The sequence below is a fragment of the Kitasatospora sp. NPDC059747 genome, from assembly GCF_042732955.1.
Lineage (GTDB): Bacteria > Actinomycetota > Actinomycetes > Streptomycetales > Streptomycetaceae > Kitasatospora.
The window spans coordinates 56,413-75,427 of the sequence record NZ_JBHWGV010000040.1; the positions used below are offsets into that span (position 1 = coordinate 56,413).

At 69.6% G+C, this 19,015-nt stretch carries 17 protein-coding genes; 14 read left to right on the forward strand and 3 right to left on the reverse strand.

Annotated elements, in window-relative coordinates; genetic code table 11:
- The first annotated feature begins 2 nt into the window (after positions 1-2).
- A complete protein-coding gene (locus ACFV4G_RS19335) occupies positions 3-1,505 on the forward strand; it encodes an ATP-binding protein (RefSeq protein WP_380441835.1) in 1,503 nt (500 codons plus the stop codon).
- An 86-nt stretch (positions 1,506-1,591) separates the two neighbouring features.
- On the opposite strand, the gene ACFV4G_RS19340 is transcribed toward ACFV4G_RS19335, so the two are convergent.
- Positions 1,592-2,959: a hypothetical protein gene (locus ACFV4G_RS19340; protein ID WP_380441837.1), complete on the reverse strand. Its 1,368-nt coding sequence runs from the start codon at positions 2,957-2,959 to the stop codon at positions 1,592-1,594.
- Positions 2,960-3,617: 658 nt separating this feature from the next.
- Here ACFV4G_RS19340 and ACFV4G_RS19345 point away from each other — a divergent pair.
- From ACFV4G_RS19345 to ACFV4G_RS19375, 7 genes are all read left to right on the forward strand, one after another.
- Positions 3,618-4,730: a hypothetical protein gene (locus ACFV4G_RS19345; RefSeq protein WP_380441839.1), complete on the forward strand. Its 1,113-nt coding sequence runs from the start codon at positions 3,618-3,620 to the stop codon at positions 4,728-4,730.
- A 342-nt stretch (positions 4,731-5,072) separates the two neighbouring features.
- Positions 5,073-5,576: a hypothetical protein gene (locus ACFV4G_RS19350; RefSeq protein ID WP_380441840.1), complete on the forward strand. Its 504-nt coding sequence runs from the start codon at positions 5,073-5,075 to the stop codon at positions 5,574-5,576.
- A gap of 34 nt (positions 5,577-5,610) precedes the next feature.
- A complete protein-coding gene (locus ACFV4G_RS19355; RefSeq protein ID WP_380441842.1) occupies positions 5,611-6,291 on the forward strand; it encodes a hypothetical protein in 681 nt (226 codons plus the stop codon).
- 41 nt (positions 6,292-6,332) lie between these two features.
- Positions 6,333-6,830 (forward strand): hypothetical protein, encoded by a 498-nt coding sequence (locus tag ACFV4G_RS19360; RefSeq protein ID WP_380441845.1) that lies wholly within the window; start codon positions 6,333-6,335, stop codon positions 6,828-6,830.
- 131 nt (positions 6,831-6,961) lie between these two features.
- Positions 6,962-8,218 carry a hypothetical protein gene (locus ACFV4G_RS19365; protein WP_380441848.1) on the forward strand — a complete coding sequence of 419 codons (1,257 nt, stop codon included), beginning with the start codon at positions 6,962-6,964 and terminating at the stop codon, positions 8,216-8,218.
- Positions 8,219-8,402: 184 nt separating this feature from the next.
- Positions 8,403-8,828 (forward strand): hypothetical protein, encoded by a 426-nt coding sequence (locus tag ACFV4G_RS19370; protein ID WP_380441851.1) that lies wholly within the window; start codon positions 8,403-8,405, stop codon positions 8,826-8,828.
- Positions 8,829-8,930: 102 nt separating this feature from the next.
- Positions 8,931-10,715 carry a type IV secretory system conjugative DNA transfer family protein gene (locus ACFV4G_RS19375; protein ID WP_380441853.1) on the forward strand — a complete coding sequence of 595 codons (1,785 nt, stop codon included), beginning with the start codon at positions 8,931-8,933 and terminating at the stop codon, positions 10,713-10,715.
- Between the two features lie 396 nt (positions 10,716-11,111).
- Here ACFV4G_RS19375 and ACFV4G_RS19380 read toward each other — a convergent pair whose 3' ends face one another.
- Positions 11,112-12,053 carry a hypothetical protein gene (locus ACFV4G_RS19380; protein ID WP_380441856.1) on the reverse strand — a complete coding sequence of 314 codons (942 nt, stop codon included), beginning with the start codon at positions 12,051-12,053 and terminating at the stop codon, positions 11,112-11,114.
- Between the two features lie 667 nt (positions 12,054-12,720).
- On the opposite strand from ACFV4G_RS19380, the gene ACFV4G_RS19385 reads away from it, so the two are divergent.
- From ACFV4G_RS19385 to ACFV4G_RS19395, 3 genes are all read left to right on the forward strand, one after another.
- Entirely contained in the window at positions 12,721-13,680 is a 960-nt protein-coding gene (locus ACFV4G_RS19385; protein WP_380441859.1) for a hypothetical protein, read from the forward strand.
- A gap of 13 nt (positions 13,681-13,693) precedes the next feature.
- Positions 13,694-14,233 carry a tyrosine-type recombinase/integrase gene (locus ACFV4G_RS19390; protein ID WP_380441861.1) on the forward strand — a complete coding sequence of 180 codons (540 nt, stop codon included), beginning with the start codon at positions 13,694-13,696 and terminating at the stop codon, positions 14,231-14,233.
- 79 nt (positions 14,234-14,312) lie between these two features.
- Positions 14,313-16,691 carry a tyrosine-type recombinase/integrase gene (locus tag ACFV4G_RS19395; protein WP_380441864.1) on the forward strand — a complete coding sequence of 793 codons (2,379 nt, stop codon included), beginning with the start codon at positions 14,313-14,315 and terminating at the stop codon, positions 16,689-16,691.
- A gap of 28 nt (positions 16,692-16,719) precedes the next feature.
- Here the strand turns inward: ACFV4G_RS19395 and ACFV4G_RS19400 are convergent, their stop codons facing one another.
- Positions 16,720-17,550, reverse strand: a complete 831-nt coding sequence (locus ACFV4G_RS19400) for a barstar family protein (RefSeq protein ID WP_380441867.1) — start codon at positions 17,548-17,550, stop codon at positions 16,720-16,722.
- A 382-nt stretch (positions 17,551-17,932) separates the two neighbouring features.
- Here ACFV4G_RS19400 and ACFV4G_RS19405 point away from each other — a divergent pair, with 382 nt between their 5' ends.
- From ACFV4G_RS19405 to ACFV4G_RS19415, 3 genes are read left to right on the forward strand one after another with little or no spacing between them, the layout of a single operon-like run.
- On the forward strand, positions 17,933-18,292 hold the full coding sequence (locus ACFV4G_RS19405) for a hypothetical protein (protein WP_380441869.1): 360 nt from the start codon (positions 17,933-17,935) through the stop codon (positions 18,290-18,292).
- Between the two features lie 30 nt (positions 18,293-18,322).
- The gene (locus ACFV4G_RS19410; protein ID WP_380441871.1) at positions 18,323-18,541 is read left to right on the forward strand and encodes a hypothetical protein; all 219 of its coding nucleotides are present in this window, start codon (positions 18,323-18,325) and stop codon (positions 18,539-18,541) included.
- Positions 18,541-18,987: a DnaB-like helicase N-terminal domain-containing protein gene (locus ACFV4G_RS19415; RefSeq protein WP_380441873.1), complete on the forward strand. Its 447-nt coding sequence runs from the start codon at positions 18,541-18,543 to the stop codon at positions 18,985-18,987. The genes ACFV4G_RS19410 and ACFV4G_RS19415 overlap by 1 nt, the downstream gene beginning before the upstream one ends.
- Positions 18,988-19,015: the final 28 nt, after the last annotated feature.

Below are 19,015 nucleotides of genomic sequence, written 5' to 3' on the forward strand. Positions count from 1 at the left end.
TCATGCCCAGGAACCGCGCCACCGCCAGCCAGCTCTTCGTCCCGCGCAAGACCACTCGCGCTCAACAGCGCGCCGCGCGCGCCGAGTTCGCCGAGGCCCGCACCAAGGCCCGCCTCGCCCAGGGCCCCACCGAGCGCCGCGAGCACGAGGGGGCCGACCCCGAACTGCAGCCCACCTACCCCGCCGCTGGGCGGCCGGGCCCCGCCTCCGCCCGCGGTGGCCGGCTCCGTCTCCCCAAGCACCGCATGACCACCGCCGTCGCCGGCGGGGCCTACCCCTTCCTCGCCGAGGCCGGCCTCGGTGCCGAGGGGATCTTCATTGGCCGCGACCTCCACGCCGAGGGCAGCTTCTGCTTCGACCCCTTCACGCTCTACAACTCCGGCCGCATCGACGGGTTCACGAACCCGAACGCGATCCTGTGCGGCGTCATCGGCATGGGCAAGAGCGCGCTCGCCAAGTCGATCGCGACCCGCGCAATCGCCCACGGCTACAAGATCTACGTGCCCTCCGACCCGAAGGGTGAGTGGTCCGGCCTGGCCGAGGCACTCGGCGGGCAGACCATCGCGCTCGGCCCCGGCCTGCCGGGACGCCTGAACCCCCTCGACACGCCGCCGCAGCCGGACGGGGTGAGCGAGGAGGACTGGACCAGCGAGGTCCGCAAGCGCCGCCTGCTCCTCCTGGCCAGCCTCGCGGCCACCGTCCTCAAGCGCGATCTGCTGCCGATGGAGCACACCGGCCTGTCCGCCGCCCTCGACCTGGCCGTCGCCGACGCCAACTCGGTCGGCACCGTGCCGCTGCTCGGCGACATCGCCCGCCTCCTCGGCACCCGCGACCGCCTCGACACCACCCTCGGCGACGAAGGCCGGATCGGCCACGCCGCCGACGACCTCGCCCACGCCCTGCGCCGCCTGGTCAGCGGCGACCTGTCCGGCATGTTCGACGCGCCCTCCACCGTGACGTTCGACCCGAACGCGCCGATGCTCTCCATCGACCTGTCCCGCCTCGGCAGCAGTGGCGATGACACCGCTCTCGTCCTCGCGATGACCTGCGCCTCGGCGTGGATGGAGGCCGCGCTCGCCGACCCCGCCGGCGGCCGCAGGTGGGTGATCTACGACGAGGCGTGGCGGATCATGCGCCACCTCGGCCTGCTGGAGCGCATGCAGCAGCAGTGGAAGCTCAGCCGTGGCCTGGGCATCGCCAACCTGCTGATCCTGCACCGGCTTTCCGACCTGCTGTCCGCGGGCGACGCCGGATCGCGCGGACGCGTCCTCGCCGAGGGCCTGCTCGCCGACTGCTCCACCCGGATCATCTACCGCCAGGAACCCGACCAGGTCCAGGTGTCGATGTCCCTGCTCGGCCTCACCGGCGTCGAGGCCCAGGCCATCGCCGCCCTCACCCGCGGCCGGGGCCTGTGGAAGGTCGCGGGCCTGAGCTTCATCGTGCAGCACCTCCTCCACCCGCGCGAACGCGAGCTCTACGACACCGACTTCCGCCTCGCGGCCTGAATGACCGACATCAACTTCCTCGTCCTACCGTGAATTCCCGGTGCCAAGCGTCGATCCACTCGTCGCACTGGCCCGTGCACGCGGGATCACGTGGCCGCGATCTGACGCTGGGCGTACTTCGACCGTGACAGCAGGCCAGGAATGGCATCGAAGCGGTAAACGTATTCCCGCCACATCCGAGCCGTCTCGGCCGTGCTGTCGATGCAGGCGGTGTAGCTGCGGCAGTTCTCCGGGTCGAGGAGCTCCTTGATCCCGACCAGGTCGAGGTCGGCTCCCGACAGGGTGGAATCGGCCTCGGCGATGGGCGTGCCGGCACCGCCGGCGCCGATCGCCTTCCGCACCTTCGCCACCGCGTCGGGATCCCAGAGGCGGTCGCGGCGCGGCGGCGACTCCGGCAGGTGGGTGGCGTGGCGACGGGAGGTGATGGTCATCAGTGTCCAGCCGTCGAAACAGTGACGGATCGCCGTCGGCATGTCGGTGGAGCAGGTGAGGTAGGTGAGGTAGTCGGCCAGGTCCTCCATCTTCACGCCTTCTCTGAGGAGCATGGAGCAGGAGTTGAAGTCGTCGCCGGGCTTGGTCTCGTCGTGGGGGATCTGCCACATGTCGTGGGCGAGCGCCGTGGCGATCTTCCATTCGTCGAGCAGCGGGTGGCCGGACAGCCCTGCGTAGTAGCCGTTCTGGGCGACCTGGACGTCGGAGCCGGCATCGAGGGCACGCAGCGCCAGCCGGTCCGGCAGCGGCACCACGGACGGGTCGTGATAGCGGGTGGTCAGCCTGGTCGCCATGTTGGACACCAGGTTGCCCAGGTCCGGCACCCATACCTGCTCGACCGCACCGGGTCGGTCGAGGTGGGGGTGGAGGTGGTCGAGTGCGACCTGCGCGAGCTTCCCGACTTCCGCGGCGCAGGTCGGCCCGGCGTAGTGCTGGTCGACCAGGGCGGTGACCGGCCAGAAGTGCATGGTGGCGATGACCACGTCGACCGGGACGTCCGCGGAGTGGCAGTGGGCGGCCCATCTGGACGCTGACTCGCAGGCTCCGGAGACCGTCTCCTGCGCCGTGCGCCACATCTGTGCGCTCCCCCGGCCTCCGCCGAGAACACAGGGCCGGGCGGGCAGGTCGACCCGGTACTCGTGGGCGGCGACCTGGCGGAGATACGGCTCCACCCACCGCAGCATCCGATCACCGGGGTGGGCGGCGGCACGGGCAGCGAGCGCGCCGACTACGCCGATCAGGGGATCGTCGGTGGCGAGCCCGCCGCCTGCGGGGCGGGAGTGCAAGCGCCACCTGCCTTCCCTGTCGATGCGGTCGAGTGCGGAAGCGGCCTCGTCGCCGAGCACGTAGTCGACCGGCTCGCTCATTGCCACGGCGGCGCAGAAGGGACGGAAGCCGTCGTCGGCGACCCGCCCGGGATCGCGGTAGAGGTCCAAGAGGTCGACTTTTGACGCTGCCGGCATGGCCGTTCCCCTCTCCACCGCCCAGCGTCCCGCAGGACCGCTGACAGCACGAGCGCTTCCATCAGCACAACAGAACACAACACCAGCAGGCAACGGGACCAAGAGCGATTCGGTCACCTCATAGCTCGATGCCGGTCGGAAGTTCTTCACCTCAAGCCCCAGGCCCCCCTTGCGTTTTGATGCCCGGGCTGGCCTGCAGGACGGACCGCTACCTCCCAGCCGCCACGACCCGGTCTCGGACAGCCGTACACGGCCTTCCAGCAGATCCCGATGAACGCAGGAAGCTCTTGCAGCAAGGTCGAGCCCAGATGCTCCAGAACCACCGCCCTCGCGGCGAACCAGCGCCCCGAGCTGGGCCGAGCGGCTGACCAGCCCCGCCTCCCCACACCGACGTCGCCCCTCGTCGCAGTCCTGGCGGAGCAGTTGGCCGATTACTTCGTCCGGCCTTGCCCCGTAAGCCCCGGCAGGAACATCACCGGCCTGCGCGACCAAACCTGAGGCTGGAGTTCGCTTCCGGTCCGGCCCGGTCACGGTCGCCGTCTGCGGCCCACCTCGGGGTGACTGCCTACCACGACATCAAGGCCGGACCAAGTCCCGGGGCCCCGGCATCATCGGCGCCCCGACCACCGCCCGGTCGCGCACGCCGCAGGAGCACGCCATGCAACCCGACCAGCTGATCGTCCGGTTCACCGACAACGGCTTCGGTGTCACCGCCCACATCCACGGCCCGGACACCCCGTCCGACCGTGACACCACCGGTCCGGGCCGACGCTACCCACACGTCACCCGCCCCCTCGCTCAGCGGGGCCTTGAGACCGGGGTCGAGTTCGGGGCGGACGACTACGTCGTTGTCGCGGGGCTCCCCGACGGGACCTGGCTGACGATCTCGCCGCAGCCCGAATACGGACGACCGGAGGTCCCCGGGTTCCCGGACGCATGGCTCGTGACCCGGGACGACCCTGACGACCCCGAGGTGTTCGAAGTCGTCTACGACAGCACGCCCAACGGGCCCAACGCCCGTAACGGGGGAAGTGTGCCCGAGCTGCTCGCCGCGGTCGACGAGCAGCTGGACAGCCTCGGCGTGCCGTCCCGCGACCAGGTCCAAGCCGTACGAACAGGGGCCGAGTCCGCCCTCCACCGCGCAGGGTTCGTCCCTATCGTGCGGGTGCACGAGACCCATCACCGACTTCCCACCGCGATGGTCGACCCTGTGGAGCGCCAGGCAGCCGTGACACGGGCCGCCGACTACCTGCGCGCAGGCGGGTACGTCGTCGCCGGCCCAGCCAATCTGGTCAACCCGGGCCGCACGCAGGCACTTCCCCCGTCGCGGTCGCTGGCCCAGGTCACCGAGGCCATCGCGGGGGCCGGGCACACCCGCGATGCGGTCGAGGCGCTGAGCGAGCTGACCGCACCCGGTGACGGGGCCCTCGACCGGGTCGTCGGCGTCCTCCAGGAGACGGCCTCCTGGTGGGAGGGGCTGGGCGGGGCGTCCGATCCGCACTACGCGGCGCGCCTGCGGTACATCGCGACCATGGCCGAGGGCTATGTGCAGGAGGTCCGGGCGATGCGTGGTGACCTCGCCGACCGGCACACCGCCCACCCCAGCCTCGCACGTCCCGCCGTGCAGAGCCCGGTGAGCGGCTTCGATGCCCGGGTCCTCGCCGCCCTCTCGACATCATCTGCCTCCGCCCGCACCCTCACCGGCCACCCGGCCGAGGCCGTTCCCGCCTCGCCCGCCGGCCATGGCCGTTCCGCCGGCCCCCGCCGCTGAGGTCGTCTCCGAAGGGTGCCGTTGTGCCGCGCCGCGACAGACCGCTCCTCGCCCCGCTCCCCTCACCGTCCCTACCGCGAAGCGGAGTTCCACCGTGCCCTCCCCCGATCCCGGTCAGCCGCCGGAAGTCGTCATCGGGCGTCATCCCGACCACGGCATCGTCGCCGCGCTCCCCAGCCACTCGGCCGCCGCCCAGTGGATGCTGGAACGCCTTGAGTTCCAGCGGGTTCCCGGCCACACCCCAGCCTGTTCGCGCTCGCCGACCAGCAGCGCGAGGCCGACGAACGCGCCGCCTGGGCCGCCAAGCTCCTCACCGGTGCCGGCTACCGCGTCGACACCGACATGGCCCTGGCCCCCGCGAACTCCATCCAGGCACCACGGGTCCTTGCGCACACCGGCATTGACGAGCCCGAACGGCACCACACGTCCGCTCCGGAGCCCGAGGTCGCCTTCGCCGAGCATCCCCGGCTCGGGATCGTCGCTGCCACCGCCGACACGATTAACGCCGTCGAGCGCGGCGGGGCGATCCTCGAAGCCCACGGCTGGCAGTTCAACCACGTCCTCGACGTCTACACCCTTCCCGCCGGCACCGTCCGCGGCGAGTCGCTGGAACGCCTGGCCGCCGCGACCACGGCGATGCACCGGGCGGGCGACCTGCGCGTGGCCGTGCAGCCACAGCTCGCCGAGGACGTCACCGCCCGCCGCGCGCCACTCCGCCCGACGTTCACCACGCACAAGTTCCGCGTCGAGGAAGGCGCCCTGGCCCCACGGCCCGGAGCTACCCCGGCCGCCGGCCCGGTTCCGGTCGGTGTCGACCCGCGCATCGCCTTCGCCCGCGCCCGCTGACCAAGCCCACCCATCCACGCTCAGGAGAAATCCCGTGTCCGTTCCCACCTCGCCCGACGATCCCGCCATCGACGTGGCGATCTTCCGCCACCACCAGCAGCCCGACGTCTACGCCTCGCCCGGCCACATGCCCGCCTCGGTCGCAGAAGCGGTCATGCCGGCACTCGGCTTCGAGCCCGCCCCGGACATGCCCGGCTGGTTCCGGCTCACCGATCCCCAGCGCGGCAGCCAGCAACGCACAACCTCCGCCGTCCGTGCCCTGCGCACGATGGGCCACCGCATCGACGCCGATCCCGAGTTCGACGCACCGAGCAAGGCCCGGCGCGCCGACGGCGAGCCGGACGTCGCGATCGGCGAGCACCCGGAACTGGGCATCGTCGCCGCCGTCACCGGCCACCTGCCCATCGACCCGTCCGGCCTCCTCACCCAGGCCGACTGGCAGCATCTGCCGGACCTCGGCATCTACCGCGCCCCCGGCGACGCCCTCGACGCCGTCGCCCATGCCACCGCCCGTCTCCAGCGCGGCCGGTACACCGTCGCCGTCCAGCCCGCCCTCGCCGAAGCCGTCCGCGCCCGGGGCACCGACACCCTCGAACGTGTCCGGGCCCACGTGTTCCCCGGCGCCGAGGAGCGGCTCGCCCAGCTGCGCACCGAGTACGAGCGCCGGCCCGCCCCGCCCACGGCGCCCTCCATCCCCGGCCAGCGACACCGCTGACCAGCTGACCACCCACCCCCCTATCAAGGAGCAGAGCAGATTTGGCCGTGAAGAAGGTCTGGCAGATCACCCACTCGTGCGGGCACGAGGCGGAGCGGGACCTCGGCGGCCGCCCGGCCGACCGCCGTGCCGGATTCGCCGAGTGGCTGGCCAAGCAGGAGTGCACCGATTGCTGGCGCGCGGCGAAGGAAGGCGACGAGACGGAGAAGGCGGCGTGGCTGGAGGCCAGGCGCGCCACCGAGCAGGCCGAATCCGACGCCTGGTCCGAGCGGTACCGGATGCCGCCGCTGGAGGGCACAGAGAAGGGCATCGCCTGGGGCGTTCGTTGCCGCCACCAGGTGCTCACCGCCTCCTACACGGCGCTCGTCCTGGACGGCGGCATGCCGGAGCCCGAGTGGGAGCAGATCGAGGACCAGGCCCGCACCGTCACCCGAGCAGGCTGGTGGATCAACCAGCGCGCCTGCGAACCCGCCGACCTGCCCGAGCTGCTGGCCGCCGCGACGGACGCCGACCGGCCCACCGAGAACCCCTTCGTCTGACCCCGGCTCCCGGTGCCCGGCGGCCACTACCAGCCGCCGACGGCCGGGCCGAACCGCGGATCCTGCGGATCCTCGTCCCGGTCAGCCCGCGCCGCCGGGCACCGCCCTCCGATCGCCTGGAAGGGGACGCCGTGATCGCCCACCTGCAGCGCGCCGCCACCACGGCCGCACTGATCCCCGCCCTCTACGGGCAGGATGATCCCCGCTACCGGCTGCGGCCCCGGCTGATCGCCGCCGACTACCGCGGTGCCGACAAGCAGCTGCCCCTCTTCGGCGACCCGCAGGAAGTCCTGGGCGGCGGCGTGCTGGACGCCCCGGCGAGGCAAATCGGCGCCCGCGCGCCCGACCGGCCGGTGTGGCTGTGCTCGGTGCGCTCGGACCCCCGTCAGCCGGACCTGACCGACGCCCAGTGGGCCGACGTCGCCCGCCGCGTGGTCGCCGCGACCGGGCTCGCCCCGGACGGCGACCCCAACGGCTGCCGATGGGCCGCCATCCGCAACCTCGACCGGTCGGTGCACATCGTCGCCACCGTCGTCCGCGAGGACGGCCACATCCACGGCTCGTACCGGGACGCCTTCCACGTGCAGGCCGAGTGCAACCGCATCGCCGCCGACCTCGGCCTCACCCGGTCCGCCCCCTCCATCACCACCGCCAAGGACTACCGGATGCCCACCCCCGTCATCACCATCAGCACCGAGCCCAGCGGCAGCGTCACCGCCAAGGGCTCCAGCGACGACCTCTCCGCCGCCCTGCTCCGCACCGCCGGCTTCCGGCAGACCGACGACTGGCACGGCCGCCGCCACCGGCTGCCCACCACCACCGCCCCCGCCGACCGAGCCGCCATCGCCACGCACGCCACCGAGATGCTGCGCGCCGCCCGCTACACCGTCGACCTCGACCCCAGGCTCGACGCCAGCAACCTCCCCACCACCGCGACCCACGGGCTCGGTACGGCGGGCGAGCAGATCCTCCAGCTGACCGATCAGATCCGCGGCGCGACGACGTTCGCCGAGGCCGCCGGGGTACTCGACGAGCTGCTCGACCCCGACGGCGGCGTTCTCGTCCGCCTCCAGGAGGCGCTGGAGGCCGCCTCCGAGCAGGTCACCGATCTCGACCCCGACCAGTACGAGCTCGCCGACCGCTTCGGGCTCGCGTCCGAACAGCTCACTGCCGCCCAGGCCGACCTCGCCGGTGCGGTCGACGAGGTGCAGCGCGCCCGATCCCACCAGGCCAACCCGGACAGCACCCAGGCGCCCATGTCCACCGCCGCAGTCAACGCGGCGCTCGCCGTCTCCCCGGCCGCCGCAGCCCTCGGCCTGCGGGCGGGCACCGTCCCGGCAGCAGCCGTGCCGGTGACGGCAGGATCCGCCGCCGGCCGTGGACGCTGACTCCGACCCCCTTCTGATCCAGGAGCCTTCAATGCCCGAGTACTACTCATCGATCGGCGAAGCAATCGGCGCTGCCATGCAGCACAACATCCGCCTTGCCCACCGCGACGGCCCGACCCAACCGCCGCTCCAGACCGGGCATTTCCCTCCCACGCCACCAGCGACAGCAAAAGGACGGACCGTCATGGGCAACCTCGCCGACGCCTACGGCACCGACGTCGAAATCTACGAGGGCGCCGACGGCCAGATCCGGGCCGACTGCCGCACCGACGCCCCTCTCCGGGTCGAGCGCATCCTGCGCGAGTTCGGCTTCACCGCCCCGCCCGACCCCGGCAACCCCGTCTCCTACAGCCTCCCGCCGCACCGGCCCAGCGCTGACCAGCGAAGCGCCGCGTCCGGTGCGGCCGGCCTGCTGGACGACACCGGGTACCGCGTCGCCATCGAACCGGAGCTGGTCGTCGGCTACGTCGGCCTGGACAGCATCAGTCTCCCGGACGAGCAGCGCCTTGCCGCCGCCCGCCAGACCTCCCCGGCCGCCACGGCCACCCCTGCCCCGGCACCGGCCGCAGCCCCGCCGGCCGTGACCCGGCCGACCGGCCGCACCCGCTGAAACGCTTCTCCAGCGCATCGAAGGAGTTCAGGCCCATGACGATCCGCACGAGAGCCGAGCGCGCCCCGCCCGCCGCCCGCTCGCACCCTCCAGGACCCTCCCTTGCCTGCCCCGCGCACCAGCGCGCCGTCGGCCAGCACCGGCTCGGACGCGCTCCTCTACCTGCTGTTCGGCATCCTCGGCGCCGCCCTCGCCTTCGGCAGCCTCGCCTGGCTGACCGGAAACCTCACCAACTACTGTTTCGGCTCCGGCGGTTGGACTCCGTTCCGCGCCACCGACGCCCTGCTGCACCCCGACCATCTGTGGCCCCACCTGACCCCCACCGAGCTCCAGGTGGGCACGCGCGTGGTCCCCGGGCTGCTCACCGTCCTCCTCGGCGGCACCGCGTTTGGCATCGTGCTGCGGCGGCGCGCCGGGGCGAAGAGCGGACTGGCCCGCCGCGCCGACATCGCCCCGCTCCTGGACAAGGAGATCACCGACAAGGCCCGCAGCCTGCGCCCGAGCCTGAAGGACCAGAAGGAGATCGCCCCGGCCGACCGCGGGATCCTGGTCGGCACGCTCTCCCCCGGCCGGGCCGAAGTCCGCGCCTCCTGGGAGGACGTGATGGTCGCCATCATGGCGCCCCGCTCCGGCAAGACGAGCGGCATTGCGATCCCCGCGATCCTCGCCGCCCCCGGGCCCGTCCTGCTCACCTCGAACAAGGCCGCCAACGACGCCTACACGGCGTGCGTCGACGCCCGCGCGAAGGTCGGCACCGTCTGGACGCTCGACCCGCAGCAGATCGCCCACCATCCGCGCGAGATGTGGTGGGACATCCTCGCCGACGCCCGCGACCTCGCCGGAGCCAAGCGCCTCGCCGGACACTTCGTCACCGCCTCCGTCGACGAGTCCAGCGGCTCCGACTTCTGGTCCACCGCCGCCGCCAACACGCTGGGTGCACTCTTCCTGGCCGCCGCCAGCCACCGCCGCCCGATCACCGACGTGCTGGCCTGGCTCGCCTCCCCGGCCGACCGCACCCCCGTCGACCTCCTCGGCGACGCCGGCCACCACGCCGTCGCCGCCCAGCTCCAGGGCACCGTCACCGGAGCGACCGAGACGCGCGACGGCATCTACGAGACCGCGCGCCAGTACGCCAGCTGCCTGCTCGACCCCGAGATCGCCGCCTGGGTCACCCCCACACCCGGCCTGCCCGAGTTCAAGCCGTTCGACTTCGCCTCCTCCCACGACACCCTGTTCCTGCTCAGCAAGGACGGCGGCGGCAGTGCGAGCGCGATCATCGCAGCCGCGGCGGACGCGATGATGCGCGCGGCCGTGATCGTCGCCGAGCGCAACGGCGGACGCCTCGACCCGCCCGCCCTCTGCGTCCTCGACGAGGCCGCGAACGTGTGCAAGATCAGCGACTTGCCGGACCTCTACTCCCACCTCGGCAGCCGGGGCGTCATCCCGGTCACCATCCTCCAGTCCTACCGGCAGGGCCAGCGCTGCTGGGGCGAGGCCGGCATGGACGCCCTCTGGTCCGCCGCCACCACCAAGATCATCGGCTCCGGCATCGACGACGCCGACTTCGCCGACCGTCTCTCCCGGCAGATCGGCGAGCACGACGTGCAGACCGTGTCCGTCTCCAACTCCGACGCTGGCAAGTCGACTTCGGTCTCGATGCGCACCGAGCGGATCCTGCCGCCGGACGAGATCCGCGCGCTCCCCAAGGGCAAGGTCCTGCTGTTCGCCACCGGCATGCGGGTGGCGATGCTCGATCTCAAACCCTGGTACAAGGAGCGCTCCGCCAAGGAGATCGGCCCGGCCTCCGCCCGCGCCACCCAGGCCATCACCGACCGGGCCCTCGCGAAGAGCGCCACCGGCTGCGACCTCTTCGAGCTCTCGGCCTGACCACCCCGCCCCGCGGTACCGGCCGACATCACGGACCGGCCAGCGCCGCCCACTCGCCGCCGAGGCAGGCGTCAAGCGATGGGTCCTGACCCACAAGCATCCAGACCTCCGTGAGGAATTCGAGGACGCGAGAGAAGCGGCCAACGGAATCCCAGCCGCGTTCCAAAACCTCCACGCGAAAGCCAGCAACCTCGAAACCGCGAACCAGTGACTCCGCCAAGAGAAGGCCGAACTCGCCGAACGAACCGAGGTATATGCCCAATTCACCAAGGCCCTGCAAGCTGATCTCGCGAAGCTCTGCGAAGCCAAGAAACTACCGACCAATGTCCGCCACCTTGCCACCATCGCCCATGAGCGAGACCCCCATCGGTAAACTCGGCCCGCATCAACTCCAACCTAAGGGATATTACCCTCAGCCGTTCTAACCCATCCCGGAGTCAGACGTCCTTTCGTCTTACTGCCAAGCTTCTCAAAGCGGGAGAGGTGCTCAAAGTACTTCCCGAGACGCCTAGTCGGTACAGCCAGCGCTCCCGCTGCACCTCCCACGCCACTTCCACCCAACTGTATGTAGACCGGAAACGGGGCGAGAGCGAAAGATACTAGAACGCTCGAAGCGGCAGCCATCGTGGTGGAAATAGCACTATCAATCCACCATGGACGGGCAATCATTCCGGCATTCCGAGCGACTACTGCACTAAGCTCACGAGCCTCATCCTCAAATGAGGAAGTCTCCTCGAGGGCCCGCCGCATTCCAGCCCTGGCCTGAAGATAGGATCGAACGCGGACAAGGCCGTCAACATAAAATGCCATCCTCCTCTCCGGATTCGGCTGGAGCAATGCACCCCCCAGAATAATCCGAGATAGATATTCCATTCCATTCGAGAGGATGATTTGCCTATCAGTTTCGACATCAGGAAGAATGAGGCGCCGCATGGGGTGATGAACCATATGGGCACCACCGCGACCCTTTGATGCGACTATCTCGTGATAAGGTCCGCGGGCAAGCGCCGCCGCCACATAAGCAGCCTGAAGTACCTTTAATTCATCGGACGCAGACTTGACTATAGCGTCCAATTCCCTGGGGTTCAAGGTCTTTTCGCGCAGATCGCGGAGCGACTCTTCCGGCACCTCGCCAGCGACGAAATCGACCTGCGAAATTATGCGGCTGATTGCCGGTATCAACTCGCGATCATACAGGCCACCCAACCTTGGGATATGTTCAGGCCACCCTATTCGAACAGCAGACTCTATCCATGGCTCAAATAGCCCATGATGTCTTCCAGAGTCTTGGAATAGTTCATCGAGCTGCTCGGCTATATCTCTTGAGTTTTGGGCCATCCAATAGAGAGTCCGATCCAGGGCCCGACTCTCCGCCCTGCGCGTTGGTTTCGAATTAACTTCCACCATCCCCCCGAGGCCCATGAGGAGATCTCCGTACTCAAAGTCGGCCCCATGACCAGTTCTAGATCCCGAAGGAGGCGGAGGCAGTACTACCTTCTGACCAAGTAGCAATGCGGTACTCTCTAGTGAGGATTCCCATCCCCATTCAGACTCAAGCCCTCTCCCTCGATCGAAAGCTCCGATTAGTTCGTAGATTGTTGCTGAATCAATGTATTACTGCCCCATGGCTCACCCCAATCTCGGCAAGCTAATTCAGGAGGCACTGCATGTCATCCAATTCGCCACGTCTGGAAATAATCTCCCTGATCACTACTATCCATGCTGCCACCTGGCTCCACGTATTTCAACCGCCAAGTGTTGCCGTGGCTCGCTTGAGACCACGCGAGACGTGAGGTGCCCCCAAAGGCACAAGTGCTCACGGCCTTTTAGCAAGCGGCATGTACCCCGTCAGCTAGTTCGCCACACAACAGGCGATCTCGCTACGCCCAAGAGCGGACGGGGCCAATCCACGTGCCAAGCCGCCGGGCGCCGCATGGACAGGTACGCCGCCATGTAACAGCGTCGAACGAGGGACAGATGCGCCGGGGTGCAGAGCACCTCGCTCATGCTGCTCGCCGCCGAGGGCCACCTGCCGCGCCTCGACGTCGCGATCTTCACGGACACCGGCTGGGAGCCGCGGGCCGTCTACGAACACCTCGACCGGCTGGAGCGGGAGGTCGCGGAACCGGCCGGGATCCCGATCCTGCGGGTCGCCTCCGGCAACATTCGCGACGACGCTCTCGACCCGACGAAGCGCTTCGCGTCGATGCCTCTGCACATCCTCAACCCCGGTGGCGGCGAGGGCATGTCGCGCAGGCAGTGCACAGTCATCTGCACCCTCCTCCTCTCGTTGGTCATCGCGACGCTCAGCGCGATCGACGAGGAGAAGCCAGTGGAGCTACAACATGAACTGATCGAGGGACGGGCCGAGTTGCCCCGAGTGGGAGCGGTCGTTCCCGCAGAGGGCGCCCATCCGCCGCACATCGTGGTGAATGGGTACGGCGAAGAGATCGAGGTAGCCACCGCCTACCTGCGCGACCTGGCGCTCAACGACTGCAGCCCGCTGACGGTCCGCAGCTACGACTACGGCCTGCTGCGCTGGTTTCGGCTGCTGTGGCTGCTGGGGGTGGCGTGGGGCAAGGCGACCGAGTCCGAGGTCGCGGTCCTGGCGGGATGGCTGCGGATGGCCTCGAACCCGCAGCGCCAGCGGAAGCAGCCTGGCGGGGCCGCACCGGGCTCGGTGAATCTGAAGACCGGCAAGCCCGCCCTCCGCGCGGGCTACGCGCCCCGGACGATCAACCACGCGCTGTCGGTCGTCAGCGGCTTCTACGGGTTCCACGCTCATCAGGGCAACGGGCCCGTGGTGAACCCCGTCCCGGTCAACCCGCAGCGTCGGCGTGCTCTCTCGCACCGAAGCCCGCTGGAGCCGCGTCCGGTCGTCGGGCGGGCCCGGCTCCGCCGACCGGCCGCCGCGTTCCATCCCCGACCGGCACTGGGACGAGCTGTTCGATCGCATGGGATGTGAGCGCGACCGTGCCTTGCTGGAGTTCTACGTCTCCAGCGGAGCGCGCGCCGTCGAGCTGCTCGGAGTCGGGGTGGACGACATCGACTGGGCGGGCCAGCGGATCTACGTCATCTCCAAGGGCACCCGGGAGCGCGAAACGGTGCCGGCTTCGCCACAGGCTTTCCTCCGGCTGGCTCGCTACCTCGACGAGGTTGGCACCCCCGCTGGGGGCGAACCGGTGTGGCGGACCCGGCACGGCGCCGACCGGCCCCTGTCCTACTCGGCGATGCGCCGGGTGATGCAGCGGGCCAACGTGCTGCTCGGGACGAACTGGACGCTTCACGATCTGCGCCACACGGCAGCATCCCGGATGGCCAACGGCGGCAAACTCACCCCCGTCGAGGTACAGGCGATCATGCGACACGCCAACATCCAGACCACCAGCCGCTACCTGACGGCGCGCGTGGAGGAGATGTTCGACAAGCTCGCCGAGTACTACAACACCCCTCGGCCCGATACGAGTTACCCCACCGGATACGCCGCTGACGACATCAAGGCGGTGTTCGGTGCCTAGGTCAACCGCTAGCTCGACCACCGGCGTCAGCCGCCGGCACGGGCCCGTCGTCGAGGGGCTCACCTTCTCTAGCCGCTTCGTGGGCGGTGCGATGAAACCCGAGCCTGCCGTCTCCGACCCGCTTCCGCGACCGCACGGCGAGCTGTCGACCGCGTCCATCAGCCACATCTCCCAGCTGGCCGTCGACGTCTGGGAGGACGCTGCCACCGTGACGCGCTACCAGCGTGGCCAGGCCACCCGCGAGATCCTTCAGTACCTATCCACCCACCCCGGCCAGACCTGGCAAGAGCGATGGGACGCCAGCCCGCTGGGCCAAGGGCTCATCAAGGCGAGCGAGCTCGGGGCCCGCCGGACGACCGGCGTCGCCGTTACCCCGGGGGTCCGCACGCTGTTCTGCCTCCGTGTCGTCCAGCCCTCGATGTTCACCTTCCGCCGCAACCAGCTGAACAATTTCACGCCGCTGTTCGTCACCGCGCAGAACGACCCGCTGCTGACCAGGTTCGAGGAACACGTCGCCGCGCAAGGGCTACGGCACAAGCACGAGCGGGAAGCAGTGCTCGACATGTGCACCCTCCTGACCTACCAGGGTGTCGCCCTGGCCGACGTCACCCCTGCCTCGATCCTCCAGTACGCGCACGACAACCGGGCGGCACGCTGTCGCCTACAGCCAGGGCAGCCGCAGGCCAACCGGCTCTACGGGCACGGGATGTGGACTGCTCTCATCGACATGGGGCAGTTCCCGCCCTCCACCCCCACCACCATGAGGGCCGCGATGATGCGTGGCCAGCGGACCATCGAGGAATTGGTCGGCCAGTACGGTGTCCGCGATCAGGCCGTCCGTCGGCTGCTGGTCGACTACATCAGTCGACGGCGCGCTGACCTGGACTACTCCAGCCTCAAGCAACTCGCGCTGCTGCTGGTCAAGCACTTCTGGGTGGGGATCGAGGAGCTCAACCCTGACCAGCAGGGGCTCCAAATCGATCCCGACCTGTACACACGGTGGCGCGAGACTATCCGACTCAAGGAGGACGGCACCCACCGTAGGGGTCAGGACGACATCGTCATCTCGGTCCGAAGCTTCTACTACGACCTGCACACCTGGGCGGCGGACGAGCCCGAACGCTGGGCACCCTGGGTCGCACCGTGTCCGGTTCCCCCGGGCGAGTTCCACGGCCTGGGCCGCCGGCGACGCAAGGAGAACGAGCGGACGGCCGACCGCACCCGCCAGCGCCAACCTCTGCTGCCGATCCTGGTCGAGCACGTCGAGACCCGCTACGACCAGGCCCGGCTCCTTCTCGAACGAGCGGACAAAACCGCCGACGGAGGAGAGTTCACCCACGCCGGCACCACCTATCGCCGGGTGATCAGCGAATCGGACCAGAAGCTCCTCCGGCACGGTGACCCCGTTCCCACCCGCATTGTCAACCTGGACAGCGGGCGGCTGATGCACATCGGCACCGAGGAAGAGGCCGCCTTCTGGGACTGGGCAGCGGTCGAAACCCTGCGGCACTCCGGCGTGCGCATCGAGGAGCTGTGCGAGCTGACCCACCTCAGCATCCGCCAGTACCAGCGCTCGAACGGCGAAGTCATCGCCCTCCTTGTCATCGCGCCGTCCAAGACCGACCGCGAGCGCGTCATCCCGATGTCCGCCGAGCTGTTCCACGTCATCGCCTCGATCATCCGCCGCCACGGCCGCCGAGGAAAGCCGATCCCGCTGGTCAGCCGCCACGACCCGCACGACAAGGTCTGGAGCGCACCGATGCCCTTCCTCTTCCAGCGCCAGAACGGAGCGATCGGCTCGAAGATCTTCAACCCCGGCACGATCCAGAAGATGATCAGCCGACGCTGCGAGGATCTGGCCGAGATCCATCCGGGATTCCGAGGCTTGAAATTCACCCCACACGACTTCCGAAGGATCTTCGCAACGGAGCTCGTCAACAGCGGCCTGCCGATCCACATCGGAGCCGCGCTGCTGGGCCACATCAACATCCAGACAACCCGCGGCTACGTCGCCGTCTTCGACGAAGACGTTATCCGGCACTACCAGGCCCACCTCCACCAGCGGCGCCAGCAACGCCCCAACGACGAATACCGGCACGCTTCCGAGCAGGAGTGGTCGGACTTCGAGGAGCACTTCGACCGCCGCAAGGTCGAGCTCGGCTCTTGCGGACGCCCCTACGGCACGCCCTGTCAGCATGAGCACGCCTGCATCCGCTGCCCGATGCTGCACGTCAACCCGAAGATGCTCGGCCGGCTGAACGAGCTGGAAGCCGACCTTGTGGACCGGAGAGCCCAGGCCAAGGCCGAGGGCTGGATCGGTGAGATCGAGGGCATCGACCTCACCCTCACGTTCCTCCGCGCCAAACGCGACGAGGCCCAGCGGCGAGCCCGACGGCCAGCCGTCGACCTCGGCATCCCCAAGCCCCGAACCACCCCTCCCACTCAGGAGATCTCTTGAGGGCCACCAGCACGGAGGCTTCCAGCTGCTATCGCAGGACGACGCGGACGTCCCCCTCTTCGAAGATCCTTAGGAGCACGTCAAACAAGGTGACGTCACCGTCTTCGGTGGACAGTCGCTCCGTCAATTGCCTTATGGCCTCGGCCGAGTCGTTCCAGAGAAGAGTGAACGGAGCAGTGGCGCCCCAGCCGCCCCGCAGACAGTCGATCACGGCGTCAAGGTTCCAGCCGAAGTATCCGCCCGGCCCGTTGATGGCTTCGCCAAGCGCACAGTAGAAGCTGTCCCGGTCCACGATGTGCCGACCGTCCAGCGTGAACTCCTGCCCCGAAGGACGGTCGGGCCTCCCTTGGCGTTGGTACTCCCGGGACCAAAGGGCGACCGACAGCCACGCTCTTCTGTCCTCGGGACCAAGCCCGTGCCACAAGCCGGCGCGGCTCAGCCGACCCTTGCGGATCAGGTCCCACACTGCGTCCGCACCAGCCAGGGCGTTGTCGCACCACAGCGTCACCGTGAGGTCAACGAGTCCCTCTCCGCGGGTGGACGCCTTGGTATCGACAACCGTGACCTCTCCCACGAAGTAGGACCCCATGGTGACACCGCCAGCGTCGAGGAGGTGGAGCATGGCGTTCCCCGCCAGGGCCCGCCGGCTGCCGATGTGGCTGGCGCTCTTCAGTAGGCCGCCCTGCGGGCGACAGCCCACGAGACGCACCCGGCGTGCACCCTCGTCTTCCGGCAGCGGGGCGAAAAACCCCTCGGCCTCGAAGGCGAAGCCCCAGAAGTCGGCGTCGTCTTCGTCCGAGGTCAGCGCGTACTGCTGCCCCTGGCTTCCCTGCCGCTGCGTTCGCGTCACATTCCCCATCAGGGCGCTGATCCTACCGACGCCGGGCAACCTGCTGGCCTGTCGGCCTCCAGTCCGCCGCCGCTGACCCCGTCTCGTAGATCCCGGAGACCGTTTTGGCGTCTCACATGACTGCCTTCACCCGTGAGAGTGAAGTGCAGAGAAGCACCGGCCAGTACAAGATCAAACCAATCAAGGAGAAGGTTCGCGAACTGCTGGGCTACCCGCACCCGCTGCGGATCCCGTCCGGGGTGTTCGTCGAACAGTGGATCGGCATCTCCGTGGACGAGTTCCACCGGGCGAAGGACGCCGACGTCGCCTACATGAAGAACACCTGCCCCCTGATCGAGCAGGGCTTCTCCCGCTCGGACTGCCTGCGGCTTCTGCGCTCGCGCGGCTTCGGATGTCGTCTTGCCTGGGGTGCCCGTACCACGGCAACGCACAGTGGCGAGCCCTGCGCGATGGCTCGCCCGAGGAGTGGGACGACGTCGTCGCCTTCGACCAGGCAATCCGCGCGGGCAACGCCAGGGCGACAGCCGAGGGCACCCCGCTGCTCGGCCAGGCGTACCTGCACCGCAGCCACCGCCCACTCGACGAGGCCCCCATCGACCGGGTCACCGCCCACGAATGGTCTGGACGCCAGGTCGACGTCTTCGACGCCATCGCCGACGCCGAGCTGGAATCGGGCGAACCGGACGGCTGCTCGCCCTGGGCCTGCCGCTCCGGCGCTCCCGTTGCCGGCGACTTCGTCCTCACCGCTTAGCCCTCCCCCTGCCAGAGACCGGAGTTCCCCATGCGCGACAAGACCCGTAAGCCCCGAGGCCAGCGCTCCGAGCCGCTCGCCGGAGCACCCGTCGTCCGACGGGGCGGTCAGTGGTGGCTGATCGCCGGGGACGGCTCGATCCTGGCCACCGACCCGACATTCACCGGGGAGCTGGACCGCTTCGCCGCCGCGAAGGCCGCTTCCGACCGGGCGGTCGCCGAGCTCCGCTTCCAGCAGCGGGAGCGGTGATGGACCCGCTGCTGCGCGGCGAGCAGGCCGTGCTCGGCGCGGTTCTGCTCGACCCGCGCCAGCTCGCCGGCCTCGACTGGTTGGAGGCCCGGGACTTCTACCGCCCGGCCCACCAGGCGATCTTCGCGGCGCTGCGCGAGCTGCACGCCGAGGGGCACCCGGCGCTCTCCGCGGAGGGCCGGGTGTCGCTGGCGTGGGTGACCGACGCGCTCGCCCAGGCCGGGAAGCACGTGCGTGGCCTCAGCGTCTCGTACCCGCACACCCTGATCGCCGCCTGCCCCCGCCCCTCCCACGCCCCGGTCTACGGGCGCATGGTGCTGGAGGGCTCGATCCACCGCACCGTCGCCGAACACGCCGGCCGCCTGCTCGCCGTCGCCCAGGAGGACGCCGCCCAGGACGCCCGGCCGGGGGCCCCGGCCCCCGCCCCGCCGGGGCCCAGGGTGTAGGGGGGGCAGGCCCGCCGGGTGGGTTACA